This window comes from Streptomyces sp. WM6386 (assembly GCF_000972385.1).
Lineage (GTDB): Bacteria > Actinomycetota > Actinomycetes > Streptomycetales > Streptomycetaceae > Streptomyces.
On the sequence record NZ_JXTE01000003.1, the window covers coordinates 57,077 to 72,096 of the forward strand.

The window sequence follows — 15,020 nt, forward strand, 5'->3', positions numbered from 1 at the left end:
GGGTTCGCGAGTGCCCGTCAGACTTCCGTAACCACCTCTTACGAAGAGGCGGCCTTGTCCAGCTGGAACGCCTCGTTGCCCAGACCGATGCGGGCGTGGGCCTCGGGCGAGCGGGCGCGCAGGAACAGGCCCTGGACCAGGCCGGCGACCAGGGCCAGGCCGATGATCCCGGGCAGGAGCCAGCTCAGGGACGAGTCCGGTCCGGAGCCGACCAGGACGTCGAAGTCCTTCACGGTGTAGCCGGCGATGACGAGCAGGGCGATGCCGGCGACCGCGGAGGTGACCAGGCGCCAGGCCTGCGCGCCGACGGCGCCGCGGCGGGCGAAGAAGACGACCACCGAGAAGGAGGCCGCCGCCATCAGCACGATCACCCCGAGGGCTCCGATGTTGGCGAACCAGGTGAACAGGTGCAGGACGGGGACGGTCGGGTCGCCGGTCGGCTTGTCGTCGGCGGCGGCGAAGGCGGCCACGACCACCACCGAGACGACCGTCTGGAGCAGGGACCCGGTGCCGGGGGCACCGCTGGTGCCGGTGGTACGGCCGAAGGCGGCGGGGAGGAGTCCCTCGCGGCCCATGGCGAAGGCGTAGCGGGCGACGACGTTGTGGAAGCTGAGCATCGCGGCGAACATGCCGGTCACGAAGAGGATGTGCAGGACGTCGGTGAAGGTGCCGCCGAGCCGGGACTCGGTGAGGCCGAAGAGCAGCCCGGCGCTCTGCTTCTGCGACTCGCCGACGATCGCGGAGGGGCCGGTGGCGACGGTGAGGGCCCAGCTGCTGACCGCGAAGAATACGGCGACCCCGCCGACTGCCAGGAACATCACGCGCGGCACCAGGACGTGCGGGCGGCTGGTCTCCTCGGCGTACACGGGTGCCTGTTCGAAGCCGAGGAAGGCCGCGATGCAGAAGCACAGGGCGGTGCCGACGCCCGCGCCGGTGAGGGTGTCCGGGTTGAAGGCGTGCAGGGACAGGCCCTCCTTGCCGGGGTCGGCGACGGCGGCGATGTCGAAGATGACGACCAGGGCCACCTCGATGACGAGCAGGACGCCGAGCACCTTCGCGTTGACGTCGATCTTCAGCCAGCCCAGTGCGCCGACGGCGAGCGCGGCCACCAGGGCCGGTATCCACCAGGCGACCTCCACCTCGGCGTAGGTGGCGAAGAGGCCGGAGACCTCGAAGCCGAAGATGCCGTAGATGCCGACCTGGAGGGCGTTGTAGGCGACCAGGGCGACCAGCGCCGCGCTCGCGCCGGCCGTGCCGCCGAGGCCGCGGGAGATGTACGCGTAGAAGGCCCCCGCGTTGTGGACGTGCCGGCTCATCTCGGCGTAGCCGATGCCGAACAGGACGAGGATCACGCCGAGGAGGACGAAGAGCAGGGGCTGTCCGACGATGCCCATCACCGCGAATGTGGTGGGCATGACACCTGCGACCACCATGAGGGGGGCGGTCGCCGCGAGCACGGAGAGCAGCAGGCCTCCGGTGCCCAGGCGGTCGGCGCGCAGGGCCCGCTCCTGGCCCTTGAAGGTGCTGATGCCGTCGGTTCTCTTCGTACTCGAACTGTCCGTTGTCACGGGAGACCGTCCTTTTCGGGAAGGGGAGGGCGTCACACCGTGCCGAGCGCGCTGTCGCGTGCGGCACGGAAGGCTGAGGTGGAGTCGCGGTCGGGGTACGCCCAGGGGGCGGGGGTGGGGTGCTCGCCGATGCGGTGGAACAGGGCGGCGGCCTCGGCGCCCCGGCCCTCGCAGACCTTGGCGTGGGCGAGGAAGTTGAGGTCGACGAGGCGGCGGGGGTGGCCCTCGTGCTCCCACTCCAGCCACCAGTCGAAGGCGGCCTTCATCACCTGGCGGGCCCGGCGTCCGACCCAGTGGCCGGAGGCGGCCGGGTCGGGGGGCTCGTGGCCGGCGTGGGCGAGGACGCGGTAGCGCTCGGCGTGGGCGATGACCGGGAGTATCGCGAGCGGGGAGTCGGCGGGGGCCTGTTCGGCGGCCCAGTTGGCGAAGTCGTAGACCTCGTGCAGCGGGTCCGGGCCGGCGTCGGCGCGGTGCTCGGCGAGCCGGGCGACCATCAGATGGTGGGCGTGGTGGTGGTCGGCGTAGCGGCGGCGGACCTCCTCGAAGATCCGGACGGCGCTCCCGGCACCGGCCGTGCCCTGCTCCAGCATGAGCAGGCCCAGCCAGGGGGTGGGGTCGGCGGGAGCGCGCTCGGCGGCGGTCCGGCAGGCCTCGCGGGCGCGTTCCGGCTTCTCCTTGCCGCGCAGGGCGCGCTGGACCTGGGCGAGGGCGAGCAGGACGCAGGCGTCGGCGGACTCGGGTTCGGCGAGCAGCCAGTCGCGGGTCCAGGCGGCGCTGTACGGCTCCAGGGCGAGGACGGTCACCCGGTGGCCGCGTAGATCCCACTCGTCCCCGGACTGGGCGATCAGGGAGCGGGCGGCCTGCCAGCGGCCCTGGGCCAACGCGGAGCGGGCGGAGACGAGTTCGGCGTCGTCGAGGGCCGCGTCGAAGGCCTGGGCCGCCCGTCTTCGGCTGCGGCCCAGTGGTGGTGGGGGTGGAGACACCGCGGAGACTTCCTCACGCGACGTGCTCGACGTCGTAGTTCGTTGCGTGGGCAGATGGTCACGGACAGCAAACCCGCAGCCAATGCTTCTCGTCAAGGCTGGGACGGGTGTTACACGGTTCAACTGTCGTGACTGAAGGGGCAGTTGTGATCACCAACGGCAGGTCACCGGGCCCCTGTGTGGCGTACGCCATGGCGCCATGGGCCCCGCCCCCGCACCATGGCGGGACGGTCGTACGGGTGACCGCGTCAACCGCCCGGTTCCGGGTACTCCTGGGAGCAAGCCCGGCCCAAGGGCGCTACAGTCGGCCCCTAACCCGCCCCGCAGCCCGGCCCAGTGATCGAGGTACGCAGCGTGTCGGTTCTTGTTCTGGTTCTCGCCGTGAGCGCCGCCTGCTGCCTGGGCTTCGGTTTCGTCCTCCAGCAGAACGCGGCTCAGCGGGCACCCCTGAACGACTTCCTCTCACCCCGGCTCCTCCTGGACCTGGTCAAGGTGCCTCGCTGGCTCGGCGGTATCGCGCTCATGGTGGCCGGCATGGTTCTCGGCGCCATCGCGCTGGGCCAGGGCGAGATCTCCCTGGTGGAGCCGCTGCTGGCGACGAACCTGCTGTTCGCGATGGCTCTCTCCCGCCACCAGACCAAGCAGTCGCTGGGCCGCCAGGGCTGGGCGGGCCTGCTGCTCCTCGCGGGCGGTGTGACGGCGTTCATCGTGGCGGGCGAACCGCGCGGCGGTACGGCGGTCACGGACCCGTTCCGGCACTGGCTGATCATCGGCGCGATGATCGGTCTCGCGCTGCTGCTGACGACGTACGCGAAGCGGTCCCGGCTGGTCGCGGGGCCGGCGCTGCTCGCGGTGGCGGCCGGACTGCTGTACGGCGTGCAGGACGCGCTGACGCGGGTGAGCGGCGAGCGGTTCTCCGAGGGCGGCCTCGTGCACGTCCTCACCGGCTGGCAGCCGTACGCGGTGCTCGCGCTCGGCGTGACCGGCCTGGTGCTGGTCCAGAGCGCCTTCGAGACGGCCTCCCTGCGGATGTCGCTCCCCGCCCTCACCGCCGCCCAGCCCCTCGCCGGGATCATCTGCGGCGTGGGCTTCCTCGGCGACCGGCTGCGCACCGACGCGGGGGCGCTCGCGTGGGAGGCGGCGGGGCTGGCCGCGGTCGTGGCCGGGATCGTGCTGCTGGGGCTGCATCCGGCGATGCCGTCCGGGGCGGCGGAGCGACCGGTGCGGGCGCGGGATCTGCAGCCGAACTGACGACGCCGGGCAAAGGCCGGAGCCCCACTGACAGGCCTGCTTGTATGGTCCCCATGAGCTCTGCTGACGAGATCCTCGACATCGTCGACGAGAACGACCAGGTCATCGGACAGTCCCCCCGCGGTGCGGCGTACGCCCAGGGTCTGCGTCACCGCTGCGCCTTCATCCAGGTCCGGGACGCCGTCGGCCGTCTCTTCGTCCACCGCCGCACCCCGACCAAGCTGGTCTTCCCCTCCCTGTACGACATGTGGGTCGGCGGAGTGGTCGGCGCGGGCGAGACCTACGACGAGGCGGCACTGCGGGAGGCGGAGGAGGAACTGGGCGTCTTCGGCCTCCCGTCCCCCGAGTTCCTCTTCAAGTTCCTGTACGACGACGGCGCCGGGCGGACCTGGTGGTCGGCGGTGTACGAGGTCCGCTGCGATCTGCCGGTGAATCCTCAGGTCGAGGAGGTCGCCTGGCACGCCTTCCTGCCCGAGGAGGAGGTGGAGCGGCGGCTGCCGGAGTGGGAGTGGGTTCCGGACGGCTTGGACGCGTACGAGCGACTGCGGGCCTACCGGGCGGCCGGCTGATCCGGGCCGGACGCCCGGTAGGGTCCAGGACGTGATCGATTTTGCACGGAACGTCCGGCTCTGGTTCGCGCCCGAGGCGATTCGGGAGGACGGCAGGACGCCCGACTACCGGTTCTCGCTCGCCAATGAGCGCACCTTTCTGGCCTGGCTGCGGACCGCGCTCGCGCTCATCGGCGGCGGGTTCGCGGTGGACCAGTTCCTGCCGGATCTGCGCTGGGGATGGCGGGTCGGGCTGGCGCTCGCGCTGCTCGGGGCCGGGGTGCTGTGCTCGTTGCGCGCGGTCAATCACTGGATGCGGTGCGAGCGGGCGATGCGACGGGGTGAGGATCTGCCCGTGTCCCGGTTCCCGGCGGTGCTGAGCGTCGTCGTGGCGGTCGTCGCCGTCGCGATGGTCTTCGTCGTGCTCGTCGGGTGGGAGGGGTGAGTACCCCGGCCACCGAGGCACGGGACCCCGGACTCCAGCCCGAGCGCACCCGGCTCGCATGGCGTCGTACGACCCTCTCCGGCACCGTCTCCGCCGTACTCGCCGTCAAGACCGCGCTGCACGGCGGCCCGTCCGCCTCCGGGGTCGTCGCCTGTGCGCTGGCCTGCCTCCTCTGGCTGGTCGTCCTGCTGCTCGCGCACCACCGTATCCGCGCCCTCGCCACCGCCGAAACCCCCTCCGCGATCGCCCCGCGCCATGCCATGGCGGCGGTCCTGTGCACCGTGGCGATGGCCGCGTGCGGGGCCGCCCTGGTGCTCTAGCTCCCGCCAAGGGCTCCGCTGGTTGTGCGGTTCGTCTACCGCGGGCCGGTGGGGCTGGTCGCACAGTTCCCCGCGCCCCTTACGGGGCCGCGGTTCCGCAGCCGGCTTCACCAGATCCGCTTAGCCCACCTCTCCGTCACCCTCCCCCTCGGCCTCCCGGTCGACCGTCACCACGATCTTCCCGCGGGTCCGCCCCTCCTGATTCAGCCGCTGCGCCTGCGCCGCCCGCTCCAGCGGGAACGTCTGCGACACATGCACCGACACCACGCCCTGATCCGCGAGTTCGGACAGGCGCTGGAGGTCCTCGGCATCCGGGCGCACCCAGTAGTAGCGGCCGCCGTAACCGACGACCTCCCCGTCCGCGATGGACACCAGGCGGCCCTCGGGTGCGAGCAGGTTCGCCGAGAGCCTCAGGGTCTCGCCGCCGATCGTGTCGAACGCCGCGTCCACGCCCTCGGGGGCCAGCCCGCGCACCCGTTCGGCCAGGCCCTCGCCGTACTCGACGGGCTCGCCGCCGAGGCCGCGGACGAAGTCGTGGTTGCCCCGGCTCGCCGTACCGATGACCCGGGCACCGAAGTGACGGGCCAGCTGTACGGCGATGGAGCCCACGCCTCCCGCCGCCGCGTGCACCAGGACCGTCTCGCCGCGCTTGACCTGGAGCGCCTTCGCCAGCACCTGGTAGGCGGTGAGCCCCACCAGCGGCAGGCCGGCCGCCTCCTCGAAGGAGAGGTTGCGGGGCTTGTGGGCGAGGGTGCGGACGGGGGCGGCCACGTACTCGGCGAAGGTGCCCCGGGAGAGGAAGTCCTCACGGACGTATCCGATGACCTCGTCGCCGATCGCGAACTCCGTGACGGAGACCCCGAGGCCGACCACGACCCCGGAGACGTCCCAGCCGGGGACCACCGGGAAGACGGGGTCCAGGATCGGGTCGAGGTGCCCTTCGCGGGCGTGCCAGTCGACCGGGTTGACCGCCGCCGCCCGGACCTTGACCAGCACCGCGTCGACCCCGACCTTCGGGTCGCGCACGTCCCCGTAGGCGAGGACCTCGGGTCCGCCGTAGCGTGAGTAGCTGATGCCCTTCATGGCACCGAGCCTCCGGGGTACTCGGACGCCACGCAAGCGGGATGCCCGGATATGCGGCGTTCGCGTGGCAGCCTTTCCGACGGCATCGGCAACATCTCCGAAGGTGAGCAGCATGAGCACCCTCCACCAGGAACACGCCTCGCACGCGCACGCCCACGGCCCCGACTGCGGGCACACCGAGGTGCCGCACGGGGACCACGTCGACTACGCGCACGGCGGGCATCTGCACCGCGAGCACGGCGGCCACTGGGACGAGTGCGAGCCGGGCGGGCACGTCACCCACGACGGTCACGAGCACACGCACGGGGACGCCTGCGGCCACGAGAGCGTGCTGCACGGTGACCATGTCGACTATCTGCACGACGGTCACCGGCACGCCCGCCACGAGGGCCACTGGGACGACCACTGATCCAGGCCGCCCGGCCGAGAAGCATCACCCGACAGCTCCCCGTCGCACCGCGCGGGGAGCTGTCGGCCTATGGTGGCGAAACAGGGCGTTTTCCCAAGGTGGCTCAGATCACGTTCGCGCTACGCACTGGACGGCATACCGACCGGTCGGCATCATGATGCGGGAACCGTTCACCTGCCCGTAGGAGCGACGCATGAGCCCCGACCATCCGCCCGGACTCGACCTCGACCGGCTGCGCGGCCTGCTGGAGCGCGAGCGGCCCGGACTGGCCCGCGGCCCCCTGACCGGCCGGCTGATCGAGGGCGGACGGTCGAACCTCACCTACGCGCTCTCCGACGGTACGTCGAAGTGGGTCGTACGACGGCCTCCGCTCGGCCATGTCCTGGCCACCGCGCACGACATGAAGCGCGAGCACCGGGTGATCAGCGCGCTGCATCCGACGAACGTGCCGGTGCCGCGGCCGGTGCTGCTGTGCGAGGACGAGGAGGTGCTCGGGGCGCCGTTCTACGTCATGGAGTTCGTCGAGGGCACTCCGTACCGCACCGCGGACCAGCTCGTCCCGCTGGGCGCGGAGCGCACCCGGCAGGCGGTGCTGTCCCTCGTGGACACGCTCGTCGAACTGCACGCGGTGGATCCGGCCGAGGTGGGTCTCGCGGACTTCGGGCGCCCCGAGGGGTTCCTGGACCGTCAGCTGCGCCGCTGGGGCAAGCAGCTGGACGCCTCCCGCAACCGTGAGCTGGCCGGCATCGACGAGCTGCACGCGGCGCTCGGCCGGCAGCTGCCGACGTCCCCCGAGGCGACCGTGATCCACGGCGACTACCGGCTCGACAACGTGCTGATCGGTGACGACGACAGCATCAAGGCGATCCTCGACTGGGAGATGTCGACGCTCGGCGATCCGCTCACCGACCTGGGCCTGCTGGTGATGTACAGCATCCCGCTGCAGATGCCCGACTCCCCCGTCTCCACCACCGCCGCGGCCCCCGGGCACCCGGATCCGGCCGAGTTGATCGAGCGGTACGCGGCCCGTTCGGGGCGCGATGTCTCCACGGTCTCCTGGTACACGGCGTTCGCCTGGTTCAAGCTCGCCGTGATCCTCGAGGGCATCCACTACCGCTACACCCTGGGCCAGACGGTCGGCCACGGCTTCGACCGCATCGGCGACCTCGTCCCCGTCTTCATCTCGCACGGCCTGACCACCCTTCAGGAAGGCTGACCCGCCATGGACTTCGCGTTCGACGCACGCACCGAGGAACTGCGCGCCAAGCTGCTCGCCTTCATGGACGAGCACGTCTACCCCGCCGAGGCCGTCGCCGAGGAGCAGCGCGCGCAGCTGGCCTCCCCGTGGGACACCCCGGCCGTGGTGGAGGAGTTGAAGGCCGAGGCGCGCAGGCAGGGCCTGTGGAACCTCTTCCTGCCCGACTCCGAGTACGGTGCCGGGCTGACCAACCTGCAGTACGCGCCCCTCGCCGAGATCACCGGCCGCTCCCCGCAGCTCGCGCCCACCGCGCTGAACTGCGCGGCGCCGGACACCGGCAACATGGAGGTGCTGACGCAGTTCGGTGACGAGCAGCAGAAGAAGCAGTGGCTTCAGCCGCTCCTTGCCGGTGAGATCCGCTCGGCGTTCGCGATGACCGAGCCGGAGGTGGCCTCCTCGGACGCCACCAACATCACCACGTACATCGAGCGGTCCTCGGACGGCACGGACGAGTACGTCGTCACGGGCCGCAAGTGGTACATCTCCGGGGCGATGAACCCGGACTGCAAGATCTTCATCGTGATGGGCAAGACGGACCCGGACGGCGAGGACATCCGCCGCCAGCAGTCGATGATCCTGGTCCCCCGTGACACCCCGGGCGTCACGGTCAAGCGGGCGATGCAGGTCTTCGGTTACGAGGACCACTCCCACGGCGGCCACGCCGAGGTGATCTTCGACCACGCGCGCGTGCCGGTGTCGAACCTGATCGGCGAGGAGGGCGGCGGCTTCGCCATCGCCCAGGCCCGCCTCGGTCCGGGCCGGATCCACCACTGCATGCGGCTGATCGGCATGGCGGAGCGGGCGATCGAGCTGATGTGCCGCCGGGCGGTGTCCCGTACGGCCTTCGGCAAGGCGCTGGCCCAGCAGGGCGTGGTGCACAACTGGATCGCCGACGCGCGCGTCACCGTCGAGCAGCTGCGGCTCCTCGTGCTGAAGACGGCCTGGCTGATGGACACCGTCGGCAACCGGGGCGCCCACACGGAGATCCAGTCCATCAAGATCGCCACGCCGCGTGCGGTGGTCGACATCATCGACCGGGCGATCCAGCTGCACGGCGCGGGCGGCGTCAGCCAGGACTTCCCGCTGGCCGAGCTGTACGCCGGCGCCCGGACGCTGATGATCGCCGACGGGCCGGACGAGGTGCACCAGCGGTCGCTGGCGCGGCGGGAGCTGAAGAAGTACCTGTGAGGTGAGTTGTAAGGGGCGGTCGCCATTGGCGACCGCCCCTTACCCGTGTCCTCATGCGCTCAGGGGCGCAGGGCTCTCAACAGCAGGTCCGCCAGGTGGTCGGCGACCTCCTGCGAGCTCATCGGGCCGTCGGGGCGGTACCAGGTCGACAGGTGGTGGACCGAGCCGAAGTGGTAGTCCACCACCAGGTCGGCCGGGGTCGCCTTCGAGAAGACGCCCGCCTCCTGGCCCTCCTCGACGAGTGCGCGGAACTGCTCGTGGTAGCGCCGGCGCTCGGCGCGCACCTGCTTGTTCTTCTCCGGGCTCAGATGGTGCATGGAGCGGAAGAAGATCATCGCGTCGTCGAGGTTCTCGATCGTCGTGACGACGACGTCCGCGGCGGCACCGCGCAGCCGCTTCTCGATCGGCTCGTCGGAGCTCGAGAAGGCGTCGAGGCGCTCCTGCTGGACGCGCAGCACGCGCGCGTACACCTCGTGCAGGAGGTCGTCCTTCGAGCCGAAGTAGTGGTACAGCGCCCCCTTGGTGACGCCGGCCGCCTCGACGATCTCCTGCACGGAGGTGCGGTCGTAGCCCCGCTCGGCGAAGAGCCGGGTGGCGGCGGCCAGCAGCCGCTGCGGGACGGGCGTACCGTCTCCGTCGGTCGTCCTTGGCACTGTGCCGCCTCCTGCTTTTCCGTTCGCTACTGCTCGTTCTGCCTGCGGGAACGCAGTTCCCGCCGGAGGATCTTCCCACTCGCCGTCTTCGGCAGGTCCGGCAGGATCTCCACCTGTCGCGGGTATTTGTAGGCGGCCAGTCTCTCCTTGCAGTACACCGCGAGTTCATCCGGGTCCGTGTCGGCGCCCGGACGCAGGCTGATGTACGCCTTGACGGTCTCCCCGCGATATCCGTCGGGAACCCCGACGACGGCCGCCTCGCGCACCGCCGGGTGGGTGTACAGCACGTCCTCGACCTCGCGCGGCCACACCTTGAACCCGGACGCGTTGATCATGTCCTTCTTGCGGTCGACGACGTAGAGCCAGCCCTGCGCGTCCATGAAGCCGATGTCGCCGGTGCGCAGTTCGCCGTCCGGGAAGGTCTCGGCGGTGGCCTCGGGGCGCCGCCAGTAGCCGGGCACGACCTGCGGGCCGCGCACGAGGATCTCGCCCTGCTCGCCGAAGGGCACCTCGGCGCCCCGGTCGTCGACGATCCGTACGACCGTCTGGGGACCCGGCAGGCCCACGGCCAGCGTCCCGGACACCGGATCGACGGGCGCCTCCAGCTGGGGCGGCACGGAGGCGCAGGGGGCGGTGCACTCGGTGAGCCCGTAGCCGTTGCGGATGTACGGCCCGAAGCCCGCCCGGAACTTCTCCACCAGGGCGGGCGGCAGCGGGGCACCGCCGGAGGAGATGTTGACGAAGGAGGAGAAGTGCTCGCGGGTGACATCCGGGTGGGCGGCGAGCGCCATGAAGGCCGTCGACGGGCCGACCGTGTAGTGCGGCCGGTGCTCGGCGAAGGCCTCCAGGACGACACCCGCCTCGAAGCGGTACGTCAGCACCAGCGTGCCCGCGCTGTTGAGGCAGGCCCCGAGCTGGCACACCATCCCGGTGATGTGGAACAGCGGCGCCAGCGCGTAGTACACGGGCGCGTCCGGAAGGGCCAGGCCCGCGCGCTGCCGCTCGGCGTTGCACATGATGTTGCCGTGCGTGTTGGTGGCGCCCTTGGGGGCGCCGCTGGTGCCCGAGGTGTAGCTGATGAGCGCGATGTCGGAGGGGGCCGGGTCACGGCCCTCGGGCGCCTGGTGGCCCGCGCGGGCCACGGCGGCCAGGTCGTCGGCGTCGGCGGCCCGCGGCAGCCGCTCGAAGGCCAGCACGCGCGCGTCGTCGCGGGTCTGGAAGTCCAGCTCGCAGCCGGTCAGCACGATCCGCACCGGCGAGTCCGCCGCCGTCTCGCGCAGATACGACTCCCAGGCGCGGTCGGAGCAGATCAGCGCGGCCACCTCGCCGTCCCGCAGGACGTGGGTGACCTCCCCCGACTTGTACATGGGGTTGACGGGGACGACGGTCGCGCCCGCCTTCCACGCGCCCAGCAAAGCGATGACGAAGTGCGGGGAGTTCTGCAGCAGGATCGCCACCCGGTCGCCGCGCTCCAGGCCGCGCGCGGCGAGGTGCCCGGCGACGGAGTCGCTGAGCTCGTCGATCTCACGGTAGGTGAGGCGGCCGTCGAAGTAGGCGAGGAAAGCGCGGTCCGGGGCCTCGGCGACGACCCTGCGCAGGGCGTGCACGAGGGAGTCGTCGGGCGCTATGGGAGCGCGCTGGGCCTCGTTGAGCAGGGCGACCCAGGGCTTGGCGGCGTACAGGGACTCGGTCACCGGGCCTCCTCCCACTTCTGCTGGAGGTGGTTCATATTGCCCAGCCAGCGGTCGGGGTCGGCGGCCCGGGCCTCGTAGTACTCGGCGACCTCGGGGTGCGGCAGGATCAGGAAGCGGTCCTCGGCGATGCCCTTGAAGAGAGCCTCCGCGACGTCCTCGGGCTCCACGGCGGTCGGCCTGAGCACCAGGTCGCCCGCGCTGCCGGTGGCTGAGAGCATGTCCGTGCGCACGCCCTGCGGACAGATGGCGTGGACTTTGATCCCCCGGTGGCGGTAGGTCAGCGACAGGTACTCGGCGAAGGCGTACGCCCCGTGCTTGGTGACGCTGTAGGGCGCCGCCCCGATCATGGTGAGCAGTCCGGCGGCGGACACGGTGGACACGAACCGTCCGTTGCCCCGCTCCAGCCAGTCCGGCAGCAGCTCATGAGCGGCACGCACGTGTGCCATGACGTTGACGTCCCAGGACAGGTCCCAGGCCCTGGCGTCCGCGAGGTCGTCCACGTCGGGGCCGCCGAAGGCGACGCCGGCGTTGGCGCAGTAGACGTCGACGGTGCCGCCGAGCGCGGTGCGGGCCTGGCCCACGACGGCGGACGCGTCGCCGGGCAGGGCGATTCCGCCGATCTCCTCGGCGACGGCCTTGGCACGGTCCCCGTCCAGGTCATTGACGACGACGCGGGCCCCCTCCGCGGCGAACCGCCGGGCAAGGGCGGCCCCGATGCCCCCTCCGGCCCCTGTGACGACGACACCAGCACCTTGCACGGCTTCCACCATCGGTCTCCTTCGACGCGGCTCTGCTACTCCGCCAGACTAACCAGTCGGTATGTAAGAAAGGAAGGGTGAGTCAGCCGACCCGGGGGCGCGGGCCGCATCCCTTTGCGGCTCCGCCGCGGGGCGCGACAAGCCACGACTCACCGGTACCTTCCACACGACCTGCGGGAGCAATACCGTGCCCCCCATGCGCCTATCCAGACGAGCTCTCCTCGCAGCGACAACGGCAGCAACGGCATTCTCCAGCGCACCGCCCGCCTCCGCGGCCGAGCGGCATCGCCCACTGCGTACCGGCTTCGAGCGGCTGGCGGCCGGCGGCTACGCGCTCCTCGAAGGCCGACGCGTCGGCATCGTCACCAACCCCACCGGCATCACCCGGGACGCCCGCCACATCGTCGACGTCATGCACGCCGACGACCGTGTGAACCTGACCGCCGTGTTCGGCCCCGAGCACGGCTTCCGGGGCACCGCCCAGGCCGGCGGCTCCGAGGGCCGCTACGACGACCCGGCGACCGGGCTGCCCGTCTACGACACGTACCTCAAGAGCGGCCGGCCGCTGGCCGACATCTTCAACGCCTCCGGCGTCGACACCGTCGTCTTCGACATCCAGGACGTGGGCGCGCGCTTCTACACGTACATCTGGACGCTGTACGACTGCATGGAGGCCGCCCAGCTGGCGGGCAAGCGGTTCGTGGTGCTGGACCGGCCGAACCCGGTGACCGGGCGCGCGGCCCAAGGTCCCGTCCTGCACAAGGAGTTCGCCACCTTCGTGGGGCGACAGCCCATCTCACAGGCGCACGGCATGACCGTCGCGGAGCTGGCGCGGCTGTTCAACGGGGAGTTCCTCACCGCGCCGGTGGCCCTGGAGACCGTACTCATGACCGGGTGGAAGCGGTCGGAGTTCTACGACAAGTCCGGGCTTCCCTGGGTGCCGCCGAGCCCCAACATGCCCACTCCCGACACCGCGTTGGTCTACTCGGGGACGTGTCTCTTCGAGGGCACCAACCTGTCGGAGGGACGCGGGACCACCCGGCCCTTCGAACTGCTCGGCGCGGAGGGCGTCGACGGACGCTGGGCCGCGGCCGTGGGCGAACTCGCGCTGCCGGGCGTGCACTTCAGGGAAGCGTACTTCGCGCCGACGTTCTCCAAGTTCCAGGGCAGGACCATCGGCGGCGTGCAGATCCATGTCCACGACCGGGCGGCCTACGACCCCGTGCGCACCGGAATCGCCCTGCTGGTGACCGCGAAACAGGTGTGGAGCGGCTTCGCCTGGCGGTCGGACAACTGGATCGACAAGCTGACGGGCTCCACCGAGGTGCGTACCGCGATCGACGCGGGGGCAGGCCCTGACGAGGTCGTGGCGGGCTGGCGGGAGGAGCTGGCGGCGTTCCGGGCGACCCGCAGGGAGTACCTCCTGTACAGATGATCCCCCGACAGTTGAGCCGTGGAGTATGGCCAACTTCGCGCCCTAGCAGGACGATGCGACCGCATCGCACCACTTCGGGGGACAAGGGGGCCTGTCATGGCGGATCCGGCGATGAGTGTGAGTCCGTACTGGGAGCTGACCTTCGACGCGGACGGCGATCCGGACGGCAGTCGGCGGGAGCGGCTCATCGCCGGTGTGGCGGAGCGCAAGGTCCGGGATCTGATCGTCTTCGCGCACGGCTGGAACAGCGACCGCTCCGTAGCGACCCGGCTCTACAGCCGCTTCTTCGAACCTCTCCCGGCGCTGGCCCCGAACGCCCGCCTCGGGTTCGTGGGTGTGGTGTGGCCGTCGATGCGGTTCTCCGACGAGCCGATCCCGGACTTCCCGCGATCCGTGGCGGCCGAGTCCGCCCGGCGTCCGGTGCTCGACAAGGACACCCGGCACGCGCTCCTGGAGACGTTCCCCGGCCGGGCGACCATCGTCGAGCAGATCACGCGACTGCTGGACCAGCAGCCGCGTGAGGAGGCCGAGTTGGAGGAGTTCGGCCGGCTGGTGCGGATGCTGGTCGAGCTGGTGCCGCCGGGGCCGCAGGCGCTGTTCGGGGCGGACACCCTGGCGGAGGGGGTGCCGCAGAGCGAGCCGGGCATGTTCTCCGGGCCCGTGACAGCGGTCTGCGAGGACTTCGCGCAGGCGCTGGCGCATCTCGAATCGACGGACGGGACAGCGGGGTTCACGATCCCCAATCCCTGGGACGGCGCCCACGAACTGCTGCGGCAGGCGACGTACTACGCCATGAAGCGGCGCGCGGGAACGGTCGGCGAGCGCGGCCTCGGACGGGTGATCGGGCAGCTCGCCGCGAAGGCGCCCGAGGTGCGGGTCCATCTGGTCGGGCACAGCTTCGGCGGGCGGCTGGTGTCGTTCGCGCTGCGCGGGCTGCCCGACGGAGTGCGCACGGTGAAGTCCGTGACGCTGCTCCAAGGGGCCTTCTCCCACTACGCGTTCGCCTCCCGGCTGCCGCACGACACGCGCGCGGGAGGTGTGCTGCAGGGCCAGCAGAACCGGATCGACGGTCCTCTGGTGTGCTGTTTCTCCCGCCACGACTCCGCGCTGAGCACGATGTATCCGCTGGCCTCACGGATGGCCGGGGACGCCCAGGGGGTCGCCGGGGCGGACGTCGGGCGGATGCTGGGCGCCAAGTGGGGCGCGATGGGCTTCGACGGGGTGCAGGCGGTACCGGGCACGCGTGCGTGGAAGCTCGCCGACGCGCTGCGGACGACGCTGCCCACCTCGGGGTGCGTCAACATCGACGCGGCCGAGGTGGTCCGGCGTGGCGGGGCGCCGGCCGGGGCGCACAGCGACATCGTGCACCGGGAGCTGGCGCGGGTGGTGCTGGCGGCGGGCCGCATCAGGTGACCCGCCGCCGCTGA

General features: G+C 71.3%; 15 protein-coding genes. 9 read left to right on the plus strand and 6 right to left on the minus strand.

Features of this window, described 5'->3' with window-relative positions:
- Window positions 1-38: 38 nt before the first annotated feature.
- Both TN53_RS02560 and TN53_RS02565 read right to left on the minus strand, forming a co-directional pair.
- Entirely contained in the window at window positions 39-1,568 is a 1,530-nt protein-coding gene (locus TN53_RS02560; protein ID WP_046256644.1) for an APC family permease, read from the minus strand.
- A 32-nt stretch (window positions 1,569-1,600) separates the two neighbouring features.
- Window positions 1,601-2,551, minus strand: a complete 951-nt coding sequence (locus tag TN53_RS02565) for a hypothetical protein (protein WP_046256645.1) — start codon at window positions 2,549-2,551, stop codon at window positions 1,601-1,603.
- A 354-nt stretch (window positions 2,552-2,905) separates the two neighbouring features.
- Here TN53_RS02565 and TN53_RS02570 point away from each other — a divergent pair, with 354 nt between their 5' ends.
- The 4 genes from TN53_RS02570 to TN53_RS02585 are packed head-to-tail and all read left to right on the plus strand — an operon-like array spanning window position 2,906 to window position 5,115.
- Window positions 2,906-3,802 carry a DMT family transporter gene (locus TN53_RS02570; protein WP_046256771.1) on the plus strand — a complete coding sequence of 299 codons (897 nt, stop codon included), beginning with the start codon at window positions 2,906-2,908 and terminating at the stop codon, window positions 3,800-3,802.
- Window positions 3,803-3,855: 53 nt separating this feature from the next.
- A complete protein-coding gene (locus TN53_RS02575) occupies window positions 3,856-4,371 on the plus strand; it encodes an NUDIX domain-containing protein (protein WP_046256646.1) in 516 nt (171 codons plus the stop codon).
- A gap of 31 nt (window positions 4,372-4,402) precedes the next feature.
- On the plus strand, window positions 4,403-4,795 hold the full coding sequence (locus TN53_RS02580; protein WP_046256647.1) for a YidH family protein: 393 nt from the start codon (window positions 4,403-4,405) through the stop codon (window positions 4,793-4,795).
- Window positions 4,792-5,115, plus strand: a complete 324-nt coding sequence (locus TN53_RS02585; protein WP_046256648.1) for a DUF202 domain-containing protein — start codon at window positions 4,792-4,794, stop codon at window positions 5,113-5,115. Before TN53_RS02580 ends, TN53_RS02585 begins: the two co-directional genes overlap by 4 nt.
- A 120-nt stretch (window positions 5,116-5,235) precedes the next feature.
- Here TN53_RS02585 and TN53_RS02590 read toward each other — a convergent pair whose 3' ends face one another.
- A complete protein-coding gene (locus TN53_RS02590; RefSeq protein WP_046256649.1) occupies window positions 5,236-6,198 on the minus strand; it encodes an NADP-dependent oxidoreductase in 963 nt (320 codons plus the stop codon).
- A 112-nt stretch (window positions 6,199-6,310) separates the two neighbouring features.
- On the opposite strand from TN53_RS02590, the gene TN53_RS02595 reads away from it, so the two are divergent.
- The 3 genes from TN53_RS02595 to TN53_RS02605 all read left to right on the plus strand — a co-directional run bounded on the left by TN53_RS02595 (window position 6,311) and on the right by TN53_RS02605 (window position 9,053).
- Complete coding sequence (locus tag TN53_RS02595; protein ID WP_046256650.1) at window positions 6,311-6,607, plus strand: hypothetical protein; 297 nt, start codon at window positions 6,311-6,313, stop codon at window positions 6,605-6,607.
- A 193-nt stretch (window positions 6,608-6,800) separates the two neighbouring features.
- On the plus strand, window positions 6,801-7,823 hold the full coding sequence (locus TN53_RS02600) for a phosphotransferase family protein (RefSeq protein WP_046256651.1): 1,023 nt from the start codon (window positions 6,801-6,803) through the stop codon (window positions 7,821-7,823).
- Window positions 7,824-7,829: 6 nt separating this feature from the next.
- A complete protein-coding gene (locus tag TN53_RS02605; protein ID WP_046256652.1) occupies window positions 7,830-9,053 on the plus strand; it encodes an acyl-CoA dehydrogenase family protein in 1,224 nt (407 codons plus the stop codon).
- A 59-nt stretch (window positions 9,054-9,112) separates the two neighbouring features.
- Here the strand turns inward: TN53_RS02605 and TN53_RS02610 are convergent, their stop codons facing one another.
- From TN53_RS02610 to TN53_RS02620, 3 genes are read right to left on the minus strand one after another with little or no spacing between them, the layout of a single operon-like run.
- Window positions 9,113-9,706: a TetR/AcrR family transcriptional regulator gene (locus TN53_RS02610; RefSeq protein ID WP_046256653.1), complete on the minus strand. Its 594-nt coding sequence runs from the start codon at window positions 9,704-9,706 to the stop codon at window positions 9,113-9,115.
- Between the two features lie 26 nt (window positions 9,707-9,732).
- Complete coding sequence (locus tag TN53_RS02615) at window positions 9,733-11,400, minus strand: class I adenylate-forming enzyme family protein (protein ID WP_046256654.1); 1,668 nt, start codon at window positions 11,398-11,400, stop codon at window positions 9,733-9,735.
- Window positions 11,397-12,170 carry an SDR family oxidoreductase gene (locus TN53_RS02620; RefSeq protein ID WP_046256655.1) on the minus strand — a complete coding sequence of 258 codons (774 nt, stop codon included), beginning with the start codon at window positions 12,168-12,170 and terminating at the stop codon, window positions 11,397-11,399. The genes TN53_RS02615 and TN53_RS02620 overlap by 4 nt, the downstream gene beginning before the upstream one ends.
- Before the next feature lie 184 nt (window positions 12,171-12,354).
- On the opposite strand from TN53_RS02620, the gene TN53_RS02625 reads away from it, so the two are divergent.
- Both TN53_RS02625 and TN53_RS02630 read left to right on the plus strand, forming a co-directional pair.
- Complete coding sequence (locus tag TN53_RS02625; RefSeq protein ID WP_046256656.1) at window positions 12,355-13,593, plus strand: exo-beta-N-acetylmuramidase NamZ domain-containing protein; 1,239 nt, start codon at window positions 12,355-12,357, stop codon at window positions 13,591-13,593.
- Window positions 13,594-13,689: 96 nt separating this feature from the next.
- Window positions 13,690-15,006, plus strand: a complete 1,317-nt coding sequence (locus TN53_RS02630) for a serine/threonine protein kinase (protein ID WP_046256657.1) — start codon at window positions 13,690-13,692, stop codon at window positions 15,004-15,006.
- Window positions 15,007-15,020 lie beyond the last annotated feature (14 nt).